This is a genomic window from Streptomyces sp. NPDC057438 (assembly GCF_042802995.1).
Classification (GTDB): Bacteria; Actinomycetota; Actinomycetes; order Streptomycetales; family Streptomycetaceae; genus Streptomyces.
Window position 1 is genome coordinate 18,155 of record NZ_JBHVDD010000035.1, and the last position, 19,091, is coordinate 37,245.

Consider the following 19,091-nt stretch of genomic DNA (forward strand, 5'->3'; position numbering starts at 1 on the left):
CAACGCGGCCGAGGTACGGCCGGGCGGCCCCTACTCCGCGCCCTGGCCCTGCTCCTGGGCCTGCTCCCGCACGATCGACCGCAGCGCCTCGGTCACGTCCGCCTCCGTGGCCTCCTTGGTCACCCCGAGGCCGCTCAGCACGCCCTGTCCGTTCTCGAACTCCAGCAGGGCGAGCAGGATGTGTTCGGTGCCGATGTAGTTGTGGCCGAGGCGGAGGGCCTCGCGGAAGGTGAGTTCGAGGACCTTCTTGGCGTCGGGGCCGTAGGGGATGAGTTCGGGCACCTCGGGGGCGGCCGGCGGCAGGGTGGCCGTCGCGGCCTGCCGCAGGGCCTCGGGGGAGACGCCCTGGGCGGCGAGCGCCTTGGCGGCGAGGGCCTCCGGCTCGGCGAGGAGGCCGAGGACGAGGTGGGCCGGCAGCCCCTCGACGGCACCGGCGGCCTTGCCCTCGTTGTGCGCGGCCGTGACCACGTTCCGGGCGCGCGGGGTGAAGCGGCTGAACCCCTGGCTGGCGTCGAGATCGTTCTCGGCCTTCGGCACGAACCGCTTCTGCGCGGCCTGCCGGGTCACCCCCATGCTCCGGCCGATCTCCGTCCAGGAGGCGCCCGAGCGCCGGGCCTGGTCCACGAAGTGCCCGATCAGATGGTCGGCCACCTCGCCGAGGTGGTCCGCGGCGATCACCGCGTCCTGGAGCTGGTCGAGGGGTTCCGGGTGGACCTTCTTGATGGCGTCGATGAGTTCGTCGAGACGGATGGACGCGGTGACTCGCGGGTTCGTCGTCATGCGTCAACCCTAGGTTGACACTCCTGCACTGTCAACCTTGAGTTGACAGTGCAGGGATGGTCCTCGGCACCCGGCCGCCGACGTCCACCGCCGAGCGGTTGCGCTGGGACAATCCCCGGCCGGGAGCGCCCCTCCAGGGGCGCGGGGAACTGCGCGACCAGCCTCCACACGCCCCGCACCCGCACGTCGAACGCCCAGTGCCACCCGATGGGCGTCGGCGCCCTGACCGCCGGCCACCCATGAGCGATGGCCCGGCCGCAGCCGCCCCCTCCAGGGGTGCGGGGAACTGCGCGGCCAGCCCCCACACACCCGCACTCGCCCCCGCACAGGCACCCCCCGGCACAGGCCTCCCGGCTGGCGTCCCCACCCCTCACCGACTCGCCGACTCGCCGACTCACCGCCTCCCCACCGCCCCGCCCGCCGCCACCACCGCCACAAGCCCGCACGCCCCCACGCACGCCCCCGCAACCCCCCACGGCACCGCCACCCCCACCGGCGCCGACAGCATGCCCAGCGCGCCCGTCACGCCCGCCAGATTCACCGCGGTGACCACCGCGCCCAGCATCACCCCCACCAGGACCGCGACCAGCGCCTCGCCGACCACGACCCCCCGCACCTGCCCCCGCGTGGCCCCGGCCAGCCGCAGCGACCGCAGCTCCGCGCCCCGCGCCGACGTGGCCATCAGCAGCGTCCCGGCCAGCGAGATCGCCGCGTACACGAGCGCGATCCCCAGCACCACCAGGAACCCGAGCCGGGTGTGCGCCTTGGTGCCGGGACGGTTCGCCGCGAGCCACTCCCCGGCCGGCCGCACGGTCGCGCCGGTCCCGGCCGTCGTCCTCTCCAGCGCCGCGGCGACCCCCGCCCGGTCCGCCCCGCCGTCCACCCGCGCCTCGACCCGGTCCACGAGGGCCCCGCCGGCGTTCGCGGCCGTCACGTACGCGCCGTTGTCCCCGGTGCCCCGCGCGAGCACCGCCACGATGCGCAGCCGTACGGGACGCCCGTCCCCGAGCCACACCCGCACCCGGTCCCCCACCCCGTGCCGCTCCCACTCCTCGTTCACGACGATCGACCGGTCGTCGAGATCGCGCACGTCACCGGCGACCACCGGCAGCCGCGACACCGCCGCGAAGGCCGGCACGTCCGTCACCGCCCGCGCCTCGGAGCGCACCAGCGCGCTCCGCTCCTCCACCGTGTACACGGCGGTCGCGGCCGACCCGGCCACGGTCGCCCCGGGGACCTTCCCGACGCCTGCCGGCAGGCCCTCACCCGTCACCACGAAGTCCGCCCGGGTCCGCGCCCGAGCCTCCGCCCCCTTCGCCTCCGTCACCGTGCCCGCGGCCCCCAGCAGCGACCCGGCCAGTGCCACGGTCACCAGCACCGGCGCGGCCACGGCGGCGGTGCGACGCACCGAGGTGGCCGCGTTCTCCCGGATCAGCAGCCCGGTCGCCCCGGGCAGCCCCGCGCCCACCAGCCGTACGACGGGCCGCACGAGCAGCGGTGCGAGCGCGGCCGCCGCCGTCACCAGGAGCATCGGCTGCGTGGTGTACGTCTTGCGTTTCAGCAGGTCGGCGGGGTCGGTCCCCACCTTCCAGGCCAGCAGTCCCAGTCCGCCCGCGAGCAGGGCGGCGCCGATCACCCGGCGTGACAGCGGCAGCACCCCGGTGTCCACGGACGCCTCGCGCAACGCCTCCACCGGCCCGATCCGTCCGGCCCGCCGCGCGGCCGCCCAGGCCCCCGCGAGCGCCACCGACACCCCGGTCCAGAACGCCACGTGGTACGGCCACACCACCGCGTCCGGCACCGCGAACCACGTCGGCGCGATCCCGCCGTCCACCAGTTCCCGTACCAGCACGGGCGCCCCCCACGCCCCCAGCGCACACCCGGCGCTCGACGCCATGAGGCCGACCGCCAGAGCCTCGCCGAGCAGCATCCGCCGCACCTGCCCGGGAGTCGCGCCCGCCATCCGCAGCAGTCCGAACTCCCGCCTCCGCAGGGCGACCACGAAGGCGAACGTCGACGCCGTCACGAACACCGACACGAAGGTCGTGACCCCGCCCGCCGTGCCGAGCAGCGAGTTCACGGCGACCAGCGCCTGCGCGTCCCGCTCGTAGGAGGGATCCACCTGCCGCCGCGCGTCACCCGTCAGCACCCGCGCCCGGTCCCCGACCAGCGCCCGCACCTCACCGACGGGCGCGTCCACCCCGACCGCGTCGGGCCCGGCCGGGCCCCGCCCGGCCGCGTCCGTCGTCACCTGCCCCAGCGCGCGCAGCTCCGCCACCAAGAGTTTGTCCACAGGGTGTGGATACGCCAGCTTCTGTGACACCCGGGCCGTCCCCGGCCCCCGCCGCACCTCGACGGTCAGTCTGTCCTGGCCCGCCACCACGACCGGCGCGAAACCGAAACGCTCCGGCGTACGCGCGGGCGGGTCGAGCGTCGCCGCGAGCCCGAGCCCCATGGCGGTCATCACCCCGACCCCCAGCGCCACGGCGACGAACGAGCCGAGGAGCGCGGCCCACCGCGTACGCAACGACGACAGCGTCAGCACGTCACACCCCCGGCCACCGTCCCGGCCGTGGCGCCGCCGGCCTGCCGCTCCAGGCCCGCCATCCGTGCCGCCACCGCCTCCACCGAGGGTCGGGCCAGCTCCCCGCTCACCCGCCCGTCCACCAGGAACACCACCCGGTCCGCGTACGAGGCGGCCACCGGATCGTGCGTCACCATGACCGTGGTCTGGCCCTCCCGGTCCACCAACTCCCGCAACAGACAGAGCACTTCACGGCTGGTCGTGGTGTCGAGCGCCCCGGTGGGCTCGTCGCCGAAGAGGACCGCCGGGCGGGTGATCAGGGCCCGGGCCAACGCGACCCGCTGCTGCTGCCCGCCGGACAGCTGGGCCGGCCGGTGTCCTGCCCGTTCGGCCAGCCCCACCCGGGCCAGCGCCTCGCGCACCGCCCCCCGCGCGGGCCGCCGCCCGGCGAGCCGCAGCGGCAGGGCCACGTTCTGCGCGGCAGTGAGCGAGGGGAGCAGGTTGAACGCCTGGAACACGAACCCGATCCGCTCCCGGCGCAGCAACGTCAGCCGCCGCTCGCTCAGCCCGGCCAGCTCCACCCCGTCGACCCGTACCGTCCCGCCGGAGGGCCGGTCCAGCCCCGCCGCGCACTGCAGGAGCGTCGACTTCCCCGACCCCGACGGCCCCATGACGGCCGTGAAGGTCCCGGCCCCGAAATCGAGATCCACCCCGTCGAGGGCGGCGACCTCCCCGTACGACCGCCGTAGGCCCCGTACGCGTACGGCGGCGGCCCCCGCCGCCCCCGCCCCCCGGGCCGCCTCCGCCGCCATCCCTGCCGCTCGTGCTGTATCTGTCGTGGTCATGCTCCAAGCCAACCGTCCGCGCCCCGCCCGCACACGACCACTGGAGGGCGTCCCGGGGGTAGGGCCGGCCCTACCCCCGGGCACCTCGTGACACGATCGAACACGTGAGTACGACCAGTACGGTGGACCGCGCCTTCGAGGCGGCCCTCTACGCCGACACCGACACCGCCCTCGACACCGGCGCCTCCCTGCTCGCCGCCGACCCCGCGGCCGACGGGGAACTGGCCCGGCGTGGAAGGGAGTTCGTCGCCGGGGCCTGGCGGCGCGGCTGGCAGCCCGCCGACGTCGTACGGTTCGTTCGGCGCGAGCTGGAGGACGAGCACGTCACGCTCGTCGCGCGGCTGGTCGTCGAGGAGCACGAAGAGGACCAGGGACAGGCGAAACGGCGCTCACCCGGCCCCCGCTGGGCCGCCCAGCTCGACGAGATCAGGGAACTGACCGCCCACCCGGCCCGCGCGGACCGCTTCTCGTACGCCACCACGGCCCTGGAGCTGTACCGCCTCCTCCTGCGGCTGCCCACGCTCGAACCCCTGGACGGCCCGCAGGCACCCGGCGGCGCCCAGAACTCGCCCCACCCCGAATCGCGCATGCTCGGCCGTATCCGCGCGTTGCTCGCCAAGGCGGAGGCGACGGGGTTCCCGGAGGAGGCGGAGGCGCTCAGCGCGAAGGCGCAGGAACTGATGGCGCGGCACAGCATCGACGAGGCGCTGCTGGCCGCTCGCGCGCACAGCAAGGACACCCCCGGCGCGTGCCGGATCGGCGTCGAACCTCCGTATGAGACGGCCAAGGCCGTGCTCCTCGACGCGGTGGCGCGCGCCAACCGCTGTGAGGCCGTCTGGAACGAAGCCCTCGGCTTCTCCACCGTCGTGGGATTCGAGGCCGATCTGGAGGTGGTCGAACTGCTCCACACCTCGCTCCTCGTCCAGGCCACCACCGCGATGACGAAGGCGGAGGCGGCCCAGCGCAGGTCCGGCCGCAAGCGGACCAAGACCTTCCGGCAGTCGTTCCTGGCCGCCTACGCGCACCGCATAGGGGACCGGCTGGCGGAGGTCGCCGAGGCCCAGGTGGCCGAGGCGGAGGCCGGGGGCGGGGGCGCGCACGGGGCGGGCGCCCCGGAACAGGACCTGCTGCCCGTCCTCGCCGCGCGCGACGTCGCCGTCCGCGAGCAGGTCGGCCGGATGTTCCCGGACACGGTCACCACGCGCGTCCGGGGCGTCAGCGACCTGGCCGGCTGGCAGCAGGGTGCGGAGGCCGCCGACCGCGCCCAGGTCAGGGCGCGGCCCCGGCTGCCGTCCTGACGGGATGGCGTACGCGGTCGCCTACGCGGTGGCGGGCGCGATGACGCACGCGGTGGCGCACTCCCCGGGCCGGTCAGTCGCCCGCCGGCAGGAACGGCCCCACCGTCGCCTCCAGCGTGCTCTCCGACTTGACCGCGACCTCCGGGTCCGGCCACTTGAAGCTGCTGATCTTGCTGTCTCCGGGGAGGGTCAGCTTCACCGTGTCCACCTCGGCACTCTTCTCCGCGTCCCCGGCGACCCCGCGCACGTACGTGATGGTGAAGGTCATCGACTGACCTCCCTCCAGCTTCACCTCGGTGTCCTGGGACGCGCCCTCCTGCGGCTTGAGCGCCCAGGACTTGTCCCCGGCGAACAGGTCGACCCCCGCGAGGCCCTTCAGCGTGCAGGCGGAGTCTCCCTTGTTGGTGACGGTGACCGGTACGCCGCCCTCGTCACCGGCGGCGGGCGCGGCACTGCTCGGGCCGAGCGCGAAACCGGCCTGCGCGGCCGTGCACGCGCCCCCCTTCGCGCTCTCGGGAGTGGCGGCACCGGTCTTGCCGTCCTGTCCGCCGCCACCTCCGTCGCCTCCGTCGCTCCCGCCGCAGGCGGTCAGCGTGAGGGCCGCGAGGAGGGCGGCGGCGATGGCGGTCGAAGCGGTGCGCATGGAGTTCCCGGTGGTGTTCGTGGCTGTCGCAGCACAGCCGGTGACGACATGAGAGGACCAACGGGCCCCGAAACCCGGCGGCTCCGCGGCCCGTTCCTCACATGATCTACGATCCCGCCCCCACCGCGGGCCCGATCGCGATCCGATCTACGACCTGATCTACGACCTGATCTACGATCCGGCGCTCGCCGTGGGCAGATCGCCGGGGAGGCCGGTGGGCAGGTCCGTCGGCAACCCCGAGGGCAGGGACCCCGCGGCCTTCTGGAACTTCTCCTGGCCGACCTCGCCCTCCCAGGTGATGGTGAGGGACTTGGAGCCGACCTTGTCCACCATGCCCTCGGTGCGGGCGTCGCTGCCGTCCTGGCACTTGAGGCTGATCATCTGCATGTCCGCCTCGTCGGCGACCTTGCCGCTGCACACCGAGGTGCCCACGAAGACGGCGACCTCGTCGCCGTTGACGAACAGGGCGACCGCCTTGCCGTCGGTCGTGGCCAGCCAGTTGCCCTGCAGTTCGGTCGCGACGCCGGGGGAGTCCGTGGAACCGCCGCCGTCCGCGCTGTCGCTCGCCTTCGGGGCGGCCGACGGCTCCTTGGCGTCGGAGTCGCCGCCGCCACCGCTGCACCCGGTCAGTACGAGGGCGGCCGAGAGCCCGGCCGCCGCGGCCGCGACGCGCACGCGCCGACGAGCGGAGGACGCCCTGCTCACGGGCCTTGCCGTAGTCGCCGTAGTCACTGGAGATCTCCCAAAGCCGTGGCCGGCCCCGTTCGCCGCACCGCCAGCGGCAAGCTACCAGCAGCGAGAACCCGGACGACGGCCTGACCCCACCGCATCCGGCACCCATCCTGTGCACTGCCCGGCGCTCGCCAGAACCCCGGGCGCCGCGCCCTTGCCCCCCGGTGAGCCGAGCCCCCGCGCCCCCGGGTGCTGCCGAGCGCCATCCCCCGGGGGGCGCCGAACTCCCTACCAGGACGACTTCCGCACCCCCGGCAGGAACCCCGCGTGTGCCTGTTCCCGCAGACTCACCCGGGACAGGCCGAACGTGCGGAAGTAGCCCCGGGGCCGGCCGTCGACCTGGTCCCGGTTGCGGACGCGGGTCGCGCTCGCGTCGCGGGGCTGGGCGGCCAGTTCCCGGCGGGCGGCGTCGCGCTCGGCGTCCGTGCTGGACGGCCGCCGGAGGACCTCCTTCAGCTCGGCCCGCCGCACGGCGTACCGCGCGACGATCTCCCGCCGCTTGTCGTTCTTCGCGATCTTGCTCTTCTTCGCCATCAGACCCGCACCCCCCGCGCGCGGATCCGCGCGACCGCGGCCTCGACGCCGATGACGTCCACGGTCTTGATCCCCTTGGTGCTCAGCCGGAGCCGCACGTGGCGGTTCTCGCTCGGCAGCCAGTACCGCTTGGACTGGATGTTCGGGTCGAAGCGGCGGGACGTACGCCGGTGGGAGTGCGAGATGCGGTTGCCGAAGCCGGGCTGGGCTCCGGTCAGCATGCAGTGGGCGGACAAGGTGACGCACCTCTCTCGATCAGGCAGTGCAAATGGAATTCATTTTCAGTAACATACCAGCATGGCACGCAACGAACTCCGCCCGGTCGTCAAACTCCGGTCCACGGCCGGCACCGGATACACCTACGTCACCCGCAAGAACCGCCGGAACGACCCGGACCGGCTGACGCTGCGCAAGTTCGACCCGAGGGCCGGCCGCCACGTCGACTTCCGAGAGGAGCGCTGACCGACGATGAAGAAGGACATCCACCCCCCGTACGGACCCGTCGTCTTCCGGGACCGCGCCGCGAACCACACCTTCCTCACCCGCTCGACGATGACGAGCGGGAAGACGATCGAGTGGGAGGACGGCAACACCTACCCCGTGGTCGACGTCGAGATCTCGAACGTCAGCCACCCCTTCTACACGGGCACCGCGCGCGTGCTGGACACGGCGGGCCGCGTGGAGAAGTTCGAGAAGCGGTACGGCACCGGAAAGAAGCGGGGCTGACCGACGTGTACCAGCTGTCTGTCGCGATCGTCGGCGGGCTGCACGCCGACGCCCGGCGGGCCGCCGTCGAGGCGCTGCTCGCCGGGGTCCCGGGCAGCGTCGCGCTGCACCACGACCTCTCCACCGCCGCCGACGGTCCGGACGCCAAGGTCGTCCGGACCGTCCGGGACGCCGGGGGTGTCGTCTCCACCGGAGAGACCCGGCTCGTCAACGACTGCGCCTGCTGCGCCCTGCGCGAGGACCTCGTCCCCGAACTGGAGCGCCTGGCCGACGCGGGCCTGACCCGCCTGGCCGTGGTCGAACTCTGGGACTCGGTGGAGCCGAAGGCCATGGCGGAGGTCATCGCCGCCGGCGGCCTGCACCTCACCTCCGTGATCACGGCCGTCGACCCCGCCCTCCTCCTGCCCTACCTGGGCAACGGCGACGACCTCGCCGAGGCGGGCCTCGCCGCGGCCTCCACCGACCAGCGCACGGTCGCCGACACCTTCGCCCGCCAGCTCGAATACGCCCCGGTCCTGGCCGTACTCGACTCGCAGGAGGCGGACGAAGAGGACCGCGCCCTCCTCGCCCAGCTCCACCCGACGGCCCAGCGGGTGCCCATCCGAAGTCAGGGGGCGCCCCCCGGCTTTGAGGGGCACGGGGAACTGCGCGACCAGCCACGACGCACCCGCACACCGGAACGCACCATCACCCCCATGGCGCCCCCCGGCTCCCTGCTCGCGGCAGCGTTCGCCGGCTTCGACGTGGACGCGGCCGCCGCCGCCCAGCACCCCGCCTGCGCCCTCCTCCCCACGGACGCCGACGAGCACGGCGTCACCACCCTCGTCTGGCGCCGCCACCGCCCCTTCCATCCCGAGCGGCTGTACGCGGCACTGGAGGACCTCTGCTGCGCGGCCGCCCGCAGCCGCGGCAGGTTCTGGCTGGCCGAGCGCCCCGACACCCTGCTGCACTGGGACGCGGCCGGCGGCGCCCTGTGCGTGGAGACGGCCGGCCCCTGGCTCGCCTCGCTGCCGGACGCCGCCTGGGACCTGGTCCCCCCGGTCCGCCGGGCCGCCGCCGCCCTCGACTGGCATCCGGAGCACGGCGACCGCTGCCAGCACCTCGTCTTCACCTCCCCGGGCCTGGACCGCGACGGACTCGAACAGCTCCTGGAGTCCTGCCTGCTCACCGACACCGAGTACGCCGCAGGCCGCGCCGCCTGGGAACGGCTGCCGCGCCCCTTCGACACCTTCCTGGAGGTCTGACCGCCATGCCCCGCAAGCCGGAGCGCAAGCCCGCCAAGTCCCGCCCCAACCCGCTGGACCAGGCGAAGATCACCTACATCGACTACAAGGACACCGACCTGCTGCGGCGCTTCATCTCCGACCGGGGCAAGATCCGCAGCCGCCGGGTCACCCGCGTCAGCGCCCAGCAGCAACGGCAGCTCGCCCGTGCCATCAAGAACGCCCGCGAGATGGCCCTCCTGCCGTACGCCTCCCGCTGACGACGGTCACCGGCGAACCCCCGGCACCTGGCGTCCCGTACCCAGCCGGAGCGCCACCCGTCACCCTCGAACCATCACCCCCACCCGGCCCCCGGGGAGGCTCCACGGCCTCCCCGGGGGCACTCGTTTCCCGCCATCCTGCCCGCACCGGCCCCGCTCCCTGAACCGCCGGGACCCGCCCGCCGTAGGGAGGGGCAGGGGGACACGAACCAGGACGACACCGAATCTCCCCAGCCGGCGATGGAACAGGACCGCCCCGACATACGTCTCTCCAGTGCCCCAGTGCTGTGACTGCGGGATCACATCTCGTGCACGTGCATCTGCCCGTGCAGACGCAGGTGCATTCGCTCATGCAGGGGCACGTGAACGAAGCTATGATCCGGGGCAGTTGACCGCTGCATCACCGGCAGCACGGGAATCACTGGCCACACCAGTGCCAATGCGCATCAGCGCACCACTGCACCACCCCGGGGAGCGACCTGTGGACCACGACGTGTACGGCGTGGATGACGTGTACAACGGCATGGCCGCGACGGAGCTGACCCAGCTCCACGCGGTGGCCTGGCAGAAAAGCCGGCACAGCAACTCGCAGGGGAACTGCGTGGAGTTCGCCCGGCTGCCCGGCGGTGAGGTGGCGGTCCGCAACTCCCGCTTCCCCGACGGCCCGGCGCTCGTCTATACGCGCGCCGAGATCGAGGCGATGCTGCTGGGCGTCAAGGACGGCGAGTTCGACCATCTGGTCGGGTAACCCCCGCCCGATGGCGGGGGAGTGACGGAAGCCGCCGATGTGACACGCGTAGAACCGCGGCGCCGAAAAGCGCCGCGGTTCTCAATGGGCGGAGTGCGGGCCCGGTGCCGGCGGCACCTGGAACAGCGCCCACACCACCTTGCCGTTGAGCGCGCCGCCGAGCGGGTGCCAGCCCCAGCTGTCCGCGAACGAGTCGACCAGGAACAGCCCGCGCCCCGACTCCGCCGCGAAGTCCTCGGAGTCGCCCGCGACGGGACTGTCGTGACTGGGGTCGCGCACCGCGCACACCAGCCGCTCGGTCCAGCGCATCAGGTGCAGCCGTACGGGCGGGTCCTGGTCCGGGCGCGGCCCGTCGCCGGAGGGCAGGCCGTGCCGCAGGGCGTTGGTGACGAGTTCCGAGACCACGAGACAGACGTCGTCGAAGCGGTCGTCCAACTGCCACTGGCCGAGCGTGCCGCGGGTGAACTGCCGTGCCTCGCGGACCGCTTCGTAGCGCGGCGGCAGCGCGCAGGACGCGGCGTCCGACACGGTCGCGGGATCGAGTGGCGGAAGTCCCTGCCGTAAGGGTTCGAGCATGGTCGATCCATTCGTCCCCATGCGAGGCACTCCCGGGTGTCTGCGGTCGTTGCGATGCAGCGGTGGCGCGGGACCATGGTTTCTGATGCGTACAGCAGATGCAAGGGCAGATGCACGTGCACGCGCCCGAATTGGACCTGCCCATACCGCTTGCTCAACATTTCTTCTGGCACTCTGCTCGTACTCCTCCCGCGTCCCGTCCGTCCCGGATGTTGAAGACTTTCCATTTCTGTAACCGGGCGAGTGCGGATCGGAGTGGTTTAGTGGCAGACTGCGGCCCTTGAAGAAGTTGGGGAGGCTGGACGAACGTGGGCGCCGGTGAATCGAGCGGGTCGGTGGTGAGGCGGATGCTGCTGGGCTCGCACCTCAGGCGGCTGCGCGAGTCGCAGGGGATCACCCGGGAGAAGGCCGGGTACTCGATCCGCTCCTCCGAGTCGAAGATCAGCCGGATGGAACTCGGCCGGGTCAGCTTCAAGACCCGTGACGTGGAGGACCTGTTGACCCTCTACGGCGTCACCGACGAGACCGAGCGCACCTCGCTGCTCTCCCTGGCGAAGGAAGCCAACGTCGCCGGCTGGTGGCACAGCTACTCGGACGTCCTGCCCAGCTGGTTCCCCACCTACGTCGGCCTCGAAGCGGCGGCCCACCTCATCCGCAGCTACGAAGTCCAGTTCGTGCACGGCCTGTTGCAGACGGAGGCGTACGCCCACGCGGTCGTCTCCCGGGGCATGCGGGGCGCGAGCGAGGCGGAGATCGACAAGCGGGTCGCCCTGCGCATGGAGCGCCAGAAGTACCTGGTGTCCGAGCGGGCCCCCGAGTTCCACTGCGTCCTCGACGAGGCGGCGCTGCGCCGGCCGTACGGCGGCGGTGAAGTGATGCGCGGTCAGCTCCAGCATCTGATCGAGATCTCGGAGCGCCCGAACGTACGGATCCAGGTCATGCCCTTCCGCTTCGGCGGCCACGCCGGCGAGAGCGGCGCCTTCACCGTGCTGAGCTTCCCCGAGTCGGACCTCACCGACGTCGTCTATCTCGAACAGCTCACCAGCGCCCTCTATCTGGACAAGCGCGAGGACATCGCCCACTACGAGCGGGCGATCGGCCAGCTCCAGGACGACTGTCCCTCCACGGCCGAGAGCCGGGACCTGCTGCGGGGGCTGCTACAGCTCTCCTGAGCGCCTGGCCCTGCCGCACGTCCGCCGGGCGTGCTGCGGGGGCTGCTGCAGCTCTCCTGAGCGCCTGGCCCTGCCGCACGTCCGCCGGGCCCTCCCCGGGGTACCCGCGTCTCTCTCCGGGTTCTCTCAGGGTCTTCACAGAGTCTCCCGAGTTGCTCTCCAACTCCCTTTACGCGCACGTACGATGACGAGTGATCAATCTTGATCGATGCCGACTGATTGAGGATCACATGTCGTCCTACTTCACCGACCTGGCTCAGCAGTACATCGGCGGCGAGTGGCGCCCGGGCTCAGGCTCCTGGGACATCATCGACTTCAACCCGTACGACGACGCGAAGCTCGCGTCGATCACCATCGCCACGGTCGACGAGGTGGACGAGGCCTACCGGGCCGCACAGGCGGCCCAGAAGGAATGGGCCCAGGTCAACGCCTACGCGCGTCGCGCGGTCTTCGAGAAGGCCCTGAAGGTCATCGAGGAGCGCGAGCGCGAGATCACCGAGGTGATCATCGCCGAGCTGGGCGGCACGCACCTGAAGGCCGGGTTCGAACTGCACCTCGCCAAGGAGTTCCTGCGCGAGTCGATCCAGCTGGCACTGCGCCCCGAGGGCAGAATCCTTCCGTCGCCGGTCGACGGCAAGGAGAACCGCCTCTACCGCGTACCGGTCGGTGTCGTGGGCGTCATCAGCCCCTTCAACTTCCCCTTCCTGCTCTCGATCAAGTCGGTCGCCCCGGCCCTCGCCCTCGGCAACGGCGTCGTGCTGAAGCCGCACCAGAACACCCCCATCACCGGTGGCACCCTGGTCGCGAAGATCTTCGAGGAGGCCGGCCTGCCCGGCGGGCTGCTCAACGTCGTCGTCACCGACATCGCCGAGATAGGCGACGCCTTCATCGAGCACCCGATCCCCAAGGTCATCTCCTTCACCGGCTCCGACAAGGTCGGCCGCCACGTCGCCACCGTCGCCGCCTCGCACTTCAAGCGCGCGATCCTCGAACTGGGCGGCAACAGCGCCCTGGTGGTCCTGGACGACGCGGACATCGACTACGCCGTCGACGCCGCCGTCTTCTCGCGCTACGTCCACCAGGGCCAGGTCTGCATGGCCGCCAACCGCGTCCTGGTCGACCGTTCCCTCCAGGCCGAGTTCACCGAGAAGTTCGTGGCCAAGGTGAGGTCCCTGAAGGTCGGCGACCCGAGCGACCCGGGCACCGTCATCGGCCCGGTCATCAACGCCTCCCAGGCGGACGCCCTCAGGGCCGTCGTCGAGCAGGCCCTCGCCGAGGGCGCCACGGCGCTCGTCCACGGCTCCACGACCGACAACCTGGTCGAGCCGTCCGTCCTCACCGGCCTGCCCGCCGACTCCTCCCTCCTCCGGCAGGAGGTCTTCGGCCCGGTCGCCTTCCTCATCCCCTTCGACGGCGAGGACGAGGCCGTCCGCCTCGTCAACGACACCCCGTACGGGCTCAGCGGCGCCGTCCACACCGCCGACATCGAGCGGGGCGTGAACTTCGCCAAGCAGATCGACACCGGCATGTTTCACGTCAACGACGGCACCGTCCACGACGAGCCCCTCGTCCCCTTCGGCGGCGAGAAGCACTCCGGCGTCGGCCGCCTCAACGGCGACACGGCGGTGGACGCGTTCACCTCCCAGAAGTGGATCTCGGTCCAGCACCAGCGGAGCTTCTTCCCGTTCTGATCCTCTCGCGACCGGTTTCCCGCCCCCGGACCCTTGCGGACAGAACCTGACCGCAAGGGTCCGTAGCTTGGTCGGTGTCAGAGGGGCTCCAGGGCCCCCGATCCCGACGGAGGGCAACCGGTCATGGTCAAGCACGTGCCAGCAGAGGCCAAGGGCGACGAGCGGGGGGCGCTGCTCGCCTTCCTGGAGGAGCAGCGCGGTGGCATCCGGCGCGCGCTGCTGGGCCTGAGCGACGAGCAGGCCCGCGCCAGGCCGAGCGCCAGCGAACTCAATCTGGCCGGGCTCCTCAAGCACGTCATCGAGGCCGAGCAGAGCTGGGTGGCCCGGGCCAAGGGCGAGGCTCCCGCGGTGCACCGCGACGACACGAACTGGCACGAGACCTTCGCCCTGGTCCGCGACGAGACCGTGCAGTCGCAGCTCGCGTACTGGGAGAAGGTCGCCGCGGACACCGAGGACTTCATCCGCGCGGTGCCGAGCCTCGACGACACCTTCCCGCTGCCGGAGGCCGCCTGGTTCCCCAAGGAGTCGGTCTCGATGCGCTGGCTGATGCTGTGCCTGATCCGCGAGACGGCCCGGCACGCCGGTCACGCCGACATCATCCGCGAGTCGCTGGACGGTGCCACCGCCTTCGAGCTGGTGGCGAAGGAGCAGGGGACGAGCTGGGGGTGACCCCCGGTGGTCCTACGCTGGGCGCATGTCAGCGATCCGTCTTCTCGTGCTCGGCGCCGTGCGCCAGCACGGGCGGGCCCACGGCTACCAGGTGCGCAACGACCTGGAGTACTGGGGCGCGCACGAGTGGTCCAACGCCAAACCCGGCTCGATCTACCACGCCCTCAAGCAGATGGCGAAGCAGGGACTGCTGCTCGCGCACGAGATCGCCCCCTCCACTGCCGGCGGGCCGCCCCGCACCGAGTACGAGATCACGGAGCAGGGCACCGAGGAGTACCTGCGGCTCGTGCGCGAGTCCCTCACCGCCTACGACCAGCAGCCGGACGTCCTCTCCGCCGGCCTCGGCACCATGACCGACCTCGGCCGCGAGGAGGTGCTGGGGCTCCTGGAGGAGCGGCTGCGCTCCATCGAGAAGTGGCGCAGGTCCGTGACCGAGTACTACATCCCGGAGGACGGCCCCGGGCAGCTCGGCCACATCGGCGAGATCATGAACTACTGGATCCACTCAGCCGACACGGGCGCCGACTGGACCCGCGCCCTCATCGACCGCATCCGCGCCGGCGCCTACACCTTCGCCGGCGAGGGCGCCCCCTTCATCGGCATCCTCCCGCCGGGCCAGAAGAACCCGTACGCCACGGCGGAACGCCACCCGGAGGACAACCACTGAACGCCCCCGCTCCTGAGAGGCGCGGGGAACTGCGCGACAAGCCACACCCCACCCGCACCCGCCGACCAACGGCCACCCCCGCCCCCTGAGGCGGCCGACCCGCGCCCCCAAGCGCGCCCTAGTGGTGGAACCCCGTCGCCGCCCCCGCATCCCGCGTCAACGGCCCTCGCTGCCGCCGCAGTTCGGGCAACAGACTGCCGAGGTCCTCCATGAACAACCCCGCGAGATCCGACGTGAACCCGTTGCGGCACACCACCCGGAGCACGGACAGATCCTCCCGGTTCTCCGGGAACGTGTAGGCCGGCACCAGCCACCCCCTCTCCCGCATCCGCCGGGCCACGTCGAAGACGTCGTACGCGGTGACGTCCTCACCCGTGGTGAAGGCGAACACCGGCAACTCGTCGCCCCGCGTGAGGAGTCGGAAGTCGCCGAGCGCCCCGACCCGCTCCGCGAGCCACGTCGCCACGTCCCGCGTCGACTGCTGCACGGCCCGGAACCCCTCACGCCCCAGCCGCAGGAACGTGTAGTACTGCGCGACGACCTGCGCCCCGGGCCGCGAGAAGTTCAGCGCGAACGTGGGCATGTCGCCGCCCAGGTAGTTCACCCGGAACACCAGCTCCTCCGGCAGCTCCTCGGAGGACCGCCACAGCGCCCAGCCGACTCCCGGGTACACCAGCCCGTACTTGTGCCCCGAGGTGTTGATCGACGCCACCCGGGGGAGCCGGAAGTCCCACACCAGCTCCTCGTCGAGGAAGGGGGCGACCATCGCGCCGGACGCGCCGTCGACATGGACGGGCACGTCCAGCCCCGTACGGTCCCGCAGGTCGTCCAGTGCCGCGCACAGCTCGGCGATCGGCTCGTACGACCCGTCGAAGGTGGAGCCGAGGACGCCCACGACCCCGATCGTGTTCTCGTCGCACAGTGCCGCGGCCGCCGCCGGGTCGAGGTGGAACCGGTCGCCCTCCATGGGCACCTGGCGGGCCTCGACCTCCCAGAAGTTGCAGAACTTCTCCCAGCACACCTGGACGTTGACGCCCATCACGAGGTTGGGCCGGGCGTCCGCCGAGGGATACCGGTCGGCGTTCCGCTTCGCCCAGCGCCTCTTGAGGGCCATCCCGGCGAGCATGCAGGCCTCGCTGGACCCGGTGGTCGAGCAGCCGACGGCGGCGTTCGGGTCCGGCGCGTTCCACAGATCGGCGAGCATCGACACGCACCGCCGCTCCAGCTCGGCCGTGCGCGGGTACTCGTCCTTGTCGATCATGTTCTTGTCCCGGCACTCACCCATCAGGACCCCGGCCTCCGGCTCCATCCAGGTGGTGACGAAGGTGGCGAGGTTGAGCCGTGAGTTGCCGTCCAGCATGAGTTCGTCGTGGACGAGCTGGTACGCCGTCGAGGGGGGCAGCGGCGCGTCCGGGAGCCGGTGCTTGGGCGGGGCCTCGGTCATCCCGCCCACCGGGTTGGCGGCCTGGCCGTAGAAGGGGTTCACGGCGAGCCGGTGTCCGTCCTTCCGGCCGGTCCCGCCGTCCTGCGCTTCGTCGCTGTCCCATCGGTGCAGTGGCATGGGTCCGACGGTAGGTCCGCCGCCGGGGGCGCGCATCTCACGTGTGTGCGTCAGGGGTGCGGGTGGTGCGTGAGGACGAGGTGCCGGCCGTATCCCGCGTCGATTACGCTGCCGAATGCACATCACATATGACAAGAGTGAACACAGCAGGTGGAGTTGAGCGTTCCGCGGACCCACGTGCGCGACCGGGGAGGGACGGCGGAGTTGCCCACCCTTGACTATCTGATCAACGAGCGGCAGCGGCTGCGACTGAGGTTCCTCCAGCCGGGCCACGCCTCCCGCTACGGCGCGACCAGGGTCACCGAGGTCGTCACCCACCCGCTGCCCGACCCGCCGCACCCGCCCGGCGACCTCGCGGTGGACGCCCCGGCCGACAGCGGAACGCTGTTCCTGGTCACGCTGAGCACCCCCGGCCCGACCCGGGCGCACCTGCGCGCGCTCGACCACCTGATCCGGCTCCTGGCCAGGCGCAAGGCCGCCGGTCTGGTGATCGGCACCCCCGGTCACGTCCTGAGCACCCTCCCCGAGGCCGTCCTCACCGCCGCGAACCGCCTGGAGCTGCCCCTGCTGGCGACCTCCGCCGAGACCGCCGCCTGGGGGCGTGTCAACGAGGATCTGCGGCTGCGGCGCGCCGAGTTCGCGGAGCGCCAGGCGGCCCGCCTCGACGGTCTCCTCAACCGGCTGCCGGCCCGTCTCGCCGACCCCACGGCCGCCCGGCGCATCGCCGACTGGCTCTCCGTGACCCTGGAGGCCGAGGTGCTCGTCAGTTCGGCCCGCCGCGGCGTCCTGGCGGCCGTACCCGACAGCGCACCCGCCGGGCTCGCCCACGCCGTCATCACCGCCGCGCACGGCGCCCAGCACGGCGCGCACGGCGCCCAGCACAGCGCGCAGCACGCCATGCGGCTGGGAGCGGAGACCCCACCGGAGCCGGGCGCCCCCGGCGGCGCCCTGCACACCCGTATCGTGCCCGTCTCCCCGGGAGCCCCCGCAGCTCCCGGCGCCCCGGGCTTCCCGGCCGACGCGGACGAGGTCCGGCTCGCCCTCGCCTCCCGCACCCCCTTCGACAGCGCGGGCACGGCCCTGATCCAGCACGCGGCGAAGCTCCTCGGCCTGTGCGATCAGGCGCGCCGTGAGCACCAGGCCGGAACGCAGACCCCGAGGGCGGTGCGGCACGCCGCGTTCCAGCTGCTCATGCGCGGAGAAACGGTTCTGGCGCAGGTGGTCTACACGGGCGCCGCGCAGGCCCTGCTGGACACCGAGACCGCACGCGTCTACATCGTCGACACCGGCCCGCAGGAGCGCGAGGCCACCCTCAGCTGGTGCGAGCGGGCCCTGGCCGAGCAGGCGATCGTCTCCGCCTGTCCGGGCAAGCCCAAGCACATCCTCATCCTCGACCCCGTCCGCGAGAGCGACCGGGTCGAGACGGTCCTCAAGGAGATGATCGCGGCCCGCGACGGCCATCTGATGGGCCAGAGCCGACTGCATCCGCTCGCCGAGACCGCGGTCGGCTACCTGGAGGCCCTGACCGCGGTCGGCGACGCGGCCGGGACCCCGCACCGCGTGCGGCTGGGCGGCTCCAAGGCCAAGTTCGCCCCACTCCTGCCCCGGCGGGAGGCGAAGGCATGGGCGGCGGCCCTGATGTCCCCGCTCCTCGACGACTTCCCCGGCCGCGGCGACGAGCGGAAGCTCCTGCTGGAGACCCTCCCCACCGCCCTCAGCTTCAAGCACACCGAAGCCGCCGGCGGCCTCGGCGTCCACCGCAACACGGTCACCCAGCGGCTCACCCGGGCCGGGAAGATCCTCTCCCTCGACCTCCGCGGCTCGGCCAACGACCGCGTCCTGACGCTGCTCGCCCTCGACATCCTCGCCCTGCCGGACCCGGACACCCCCTCGGACGCCGACGTCCCCGACCACTCCCGGGCACCGGACTTCGCGGCGCTGATGGCGGCCGCGGCCGAGGACGGCGGTCCCACGGCGTGGGCGGAGGAGCGGCTGCGCCCCGTACGGGCGGATCAGCGCGGCCTCGTCGAGACCCTGTGCGTCTGGCTGGAGACCGACCTCAGCACCAGGGCGACCGCCCGCGCACTGGGCCTCTCCGAGGCCACCGTCCGCAACCACACCCGGGACGCGGCGGCCCTCCTCGGCATGGACTTCTCGACCCGGACGGTCGGCATCACCGACACCGACGTGGTGACGGTGGCCGACATCGCCCTCGCCCTGCACGTCCTGCTGGGCCGCCCGGCCCTGACCCAGCCGCCCCGCTCCTGACCCGTACGCCCCCTCGCCCCACCCACCGGGAAGCGAACCCGCGCACGTGCCCCCACACGTGCGCGGGCAGTTCGGGTGCCCGGCGGCGCAGGCTCAGTGGCCGGACCGTCGACGCAACGCCTGGCCCGCACCCCCGTGGCGGGCCGGGCGTCTCGTCGACGGACACACCGTAGG

Annotated in this window: 20 protein-coding genes; 11 read left to right on the plus strand and 9 right to left on the minus strand. The window is 72.5% G+C overall.

Going from position 1 to position 19,091, the window contains the following annotated elements:
• Window positions 1-30: 30 nt before the first annotated feature.
• The 3 genes from ACFU5F_RS20515 to ACFU5F_RS20525 form a co-directional block, all read right to left on the minus strand.
• The gene (locus ACFU5F_RS20515) at window positions 31-780 is read right to left on the minus strand and encodes a Clp protease N-terminal domain-containing protein (RefSeq protein WP_383889067.1); all 750 of its coding nucleotides are present in this window, start codon (window positions 778-780) and stop codon (window positions 31-33) included.
• 394 nt (window positions 781-1,174) lie between these two features.
• Window positions 1,175-3,325, minus strand: coding sequence for an FtsX-like permease family protein (locus ACFU5F_RS20520; RefSeq protein WP_383889070.1), 2,151 nt, complete (start codon window positions 3,323-3,325; stop codon window positions 1,175-1,177).
• Window positions 3,319-4,149: an ABC transporter ATP-binding protein gene (locus tag ACFU5F_RS20525; RefSeq protein WP_383889073.1), complete on the minus strand. Its 831-nt coding sequence runs from the start codon at window positions 4,147-4,149 to the stop codon at window positions 3,319-3,321. The genes ACFU5F_RS20520 and ACFU5F_RS20525 overlap by 7 nt, the downstream gene beginning before the upstream one ends.
• A 104-nt stretch (window positions 4,150-4,253) precedes the next feature.
• On the opposite strand from ACFU5F_RS20525, the gene ACFU5F_RS20530 reads away from it, so the two are divergent.
• On the plus strand, window positions 4,254-5,447 hold the full coding sequence (locus tag ACFU5F_RS20530) for a DUF2786 domain-containing protein (RefSeq protein ID WP_383889075.1): 1,194 nt from the start codon (window positions 4,254-4,256) through the stop codon (window positions 5,445-5,447).
• A gap of 73 nt (window positions 5,448-5,520) precedes the next feature.
• On the opposite strand, the gene ACFU5F_RS20535 is transcribed toward ACFU5F_RS20530, so the two are convergent.
• The 4 genes from ACFU5F_RS20535 to rpmB all read right to left on the minus strand — a co-directional run bounded on the left by ACFU5F_RS20535 (window position 5,521) and on the right by rpmB (window position 7,592).
• The gene (locus tag ACFU5F_RS20535; RefSeq protein WP_383889078.1) at window positions 5,521-6,090 is read right to left on the minus strand and encodes a DUF4232 domain-containing protein; all 570 of its coding nucleotides are present in this window, start codon (window positions 6,088-6,090) and stop codon (window positions 5,521-5,523) included.
• 171 nt (window positions 6,091-6,261) lie between these two features.
• A complete protein-coding gene (locus tag ACFU5F_RS20540; RefSeq protein WP_383889081.1) occupies window positions 6,262-6,795 on the minus strand; it encodes a hypothetical protein in 534 nt (177 codons plus the stop codon).
• A 255-nt stretch (window positions 6,796-7,050) separates the two neighbouring features.
• Window positions 7,051-7,356 carry a 30S ribosomal protein S14 gene (rpsN, locus tag ACFU5F_RS20545; protein ID WP_383889083.1) on the minus strand — a complete coding sequence of 102 codons (306 nt, stop codon included), beginning with the start codon at window positions 7,354-7,356 and terminating at the stop codon, window positions 7,051-7,053.
• Complete coding sequence (rpmB, locus tag ACFU5F_RS20550) at window positions 7,356-7,592, minus strand: 50S ribosomal protein L28 (protein ID WP_037702498.1); 237 nt, start codon at window positions 7,590-7,592, stop codon at window positions 7,356-7,358. Before rpmB ends, rpsN begins: the two co-directional genes overlap by 1 nt.
• Window positions 7,593-7,653: 61 nt before the next feature.
• Between rpmB and rpmG the strand changes: the two genes are divergently transcribed.
• From rpmG to ACFU5F_RS20575, 5 genes are all read left to right on the plus strand, one after another.
• Entirely contained in the window at window positions 7,654-7,818 is a 165-nt protein-coding gene (rpmG, locus tag ACFU5F_RS20555) for a 50S ribosomal protein L33 (RefSeq protein ID WP_005475851.1), read from the plus strand.
• Window positions 7,819-7,824: 6 nt separating this feature from the next.
• Window positions 7,825-8,082, plus strand: coding sequence for a type B 50S ribosomal protein L31 (locus tag ACFU5F_RS20560; RefSeq protein WP_013001701.1), 258 nt, complete (start codon window positions 7,825-7,827; stop codon window positions 8,080-8,082).
• Between the two features lie 5 nt (window positions 8,083-8,087).
• A complete protein-coding gene (locus ACFU5F_RS20565) occupies window positions 8,088-9,326 on the plus strand; it encodes a CobW family GTP-binding protein (RefSeq protein ID WP_383889088.1) in 1,239 nt (412 codons plus the stop codon).
• A 5-nt stretch (window positions 9,327-9,331) separates the two neighbouring features.
• Entirely contained in the window at window positions 9,332-9,565 is a 234-nt protein-coding gene (rpsR, locus tag ACFU5F_RS20570; RefSeq protein WP_275456794.1) for a 30S ribosomal protein S18, read from the plus strand.
• 481 nt (window positions 9,566-10,046) lie between these two features.
• Complete coding sequence (locus tag ACFU5F_RS20575) at window positions 10,047-10,313, plus strand: DUF397 domain-containing protein (RefSeq protein WP_013001698.1); 267 nt, start codon at window positions 10,047-10,049, stop codon at window positions 10,311-10,313.
• A gap of 81 nt (window positions 10,314-10,394) precedes the next feature.
• On the opposite strand, the gene ACFU5F_RS20580 is transcribed toward ACFU5F_RS20575, so the two are convergent.
• A complete protein-coding gene (locus ACFU5F_RS20580) occupies window positions 10,395-10,889 on the minus strand; it encodes an ATP-binding protein (RefSeq protein WP_383889092.1) in 495 nt (164 codons plus the stop codon).
• 347 nt (window positions 10,890-11,236) lie between these two features.
• Between ACFU5F_RS20580 and ACFU5F_RS20585 the strand changes: the two genes are divergently transcribed.
• From ACFU5F_RS20585 to ACFU5F_RS20600, 4 genes are all read left to right on the plus strand, one after another.
• Entirely contained in the window at window positions 11,237-12,061 is an 825-nt protein-coding gene (locus ACFU5F_RS20585; protein WP_383889095.1) for a helix-turn-helix domain-containing protein, read from the plus strand.
• 230 nt (window positions 12,062-12,291) lie between these two features.
• A complete protein-coding gene (locus ACFU5F_RS20590) occupies window positions 12,292-13,752 on the plus strand; it encodes an aldehyde dehydrogenase family protein (protein ID WP_383889098.1) in 1,461 nt (486 codons plus the stop codon).
• Between the two features lie 123 nt (window positions 13,753-13,875).
• The gene (locus tag ACFU5F_RS20595) at window positions 13,876-14,421 is read left to right on the plus strand and encodes a DinB family protein (protein ID WP_383889102.1); all 546 of its coding nucleotides are present in this window, start codon (window positions 13,876-13,878) and stop codon (window positions 14,419-14,421) included.
• A 25-nt stretch (window positions 14,422-14,446) separates the two neighbouring features.
• On the plus strand, window positions 14,447-15,088 hold the full coding sequence (locus ACFU5F_RS20600; RefSeq protein ID WP_383889104.1) for a PadR family transcriptional regulator: 642 nt from the start codon (window positions 14,447-14,449) through the stop codon (window positions 15,086-15,088).
• A gap of 118 nt (window positions 15,089-15,206) precedes the next feature.
• Here the strand turns inward: ACFU5F_RS20600 and ACFU5F_RS20605 are convergent, their stop codons facing one another.
• Window positions 15,207-16,649 (minus strand): glutamate decarboxylase, encoded by a 1,443-nt coding sequence (locus tag ACFU5F_RS20605; protein WP_383889106.1) that lies wholly within the window; start codon window positions 16,647-16,649, stop codon window positions 15,207-15,209.
• Between the two features lie 204 nt (window positions 16,650-16,853).
• Here ACFU5F_RS20605 and ACFU5F_RS20610 point away from each other — a divergent pair, with 204 nt between their 5' ends.
• Entirely contained in the window at window positions 16,854-18,917 is a 2,064-nt protein-coding gene (locus tag ACFU5F_RS20610; protein ID WP_383889109.1) for a helix-turn-helix domain-containing protein, read from the plus strand.
• Window positions 18,918-19,091: the final 174 nt, after the last annotated feature.

Coding starts and splice junctions, on each gene's coding strand:
- ACFU5F_RS20515 (WP_383889067.1), bottom strand. CDS start 780: ATGACGACGAACCCGCGAGTCACCGCGTCCATCCGTCTCGACGAACTC.
- ACFU5F_RS20525 (WP_383889073.1), bottom strand. CDS start 4,149: ATGACCACGACAGATACAGCACGAGCGGCAGGGATGGCGGCGGAGGCG.
- ACFU5F_RS20535 (WP_383889078.1), bottom strand. CDS start 6,090: ATGCGCACCGCTTCGACCGCCATCGCCGCCGCCCTCCTCGCGGCCCTC.
- rpsN (WP_383889083.1), bottom strand. CDS start 7,356: ATGGCGAAGAAGAGCAAGATCGCGAAGAACGACAAGCGGCGGGAGATC.
- rpmG (WP_005475851.1), top strand. CDS start 7,654: ATGGCACGCAACGAACTCCGCCCGGTCGTCAAACTCCGGTCCACGGCC.
- ACFU5F_RS20560 (WP_013001701.1), top strand. CDS start 7,825: ATGAAGAAGGACATCCACCCCCCGTACGGACCCGTCGTCTTCCGGGAC.
- rpsR (WP_275456794.1), top strand. CDS start 9,332: ATGCCCCGCAAGCCGGAGCGCAAGCCCGCCAAGTCCCGCCCCAACCCG.
- ACFU5F_RS20580 (WP_383889092.1), bottom strand. CDS start 10,889: ATGCTCGAACCCTTACGGCAGGGACTTCCGCCACTCGATCCCGCGACC.
- ACFU5F_RS20585 (WP_383889095.1), top strand. CDS start 11,237: ATGCTGCTGGGCTCGCACCTCAGGCGGCTGCGCGAGTCGCAGGGGATC.
- ACFU5F_RS20590 (WP_383889098.1), top strand. CDS start 12,292: ATGTCGTCCTACTTCACCGACCTGGCTCAGCAGTACATCGGCGGCGAG.
- ACFU5F_RS20595 (WP_383889102.1), top strand. CDS start 13,876: ATGGTCAAGCACGTGCCAGCAGAGGCCAAGGGCGACGAGCGGGGGGCG.
- ACFU5F_RS20600 (WP_383889104.1), top strand. CDS start 14,447: ATGTCAGCGATCCGTCTTCTCGTGCTCGGCGCCGTGCGCCAGCACGGG.
- ACFU5F_RS20605 (WP_383889106.1), bottom strand. CDS start 16,649: ATGCCACTGCACCGATGGGACAGCGACGAAGCGCAGGACGGCGGGACC.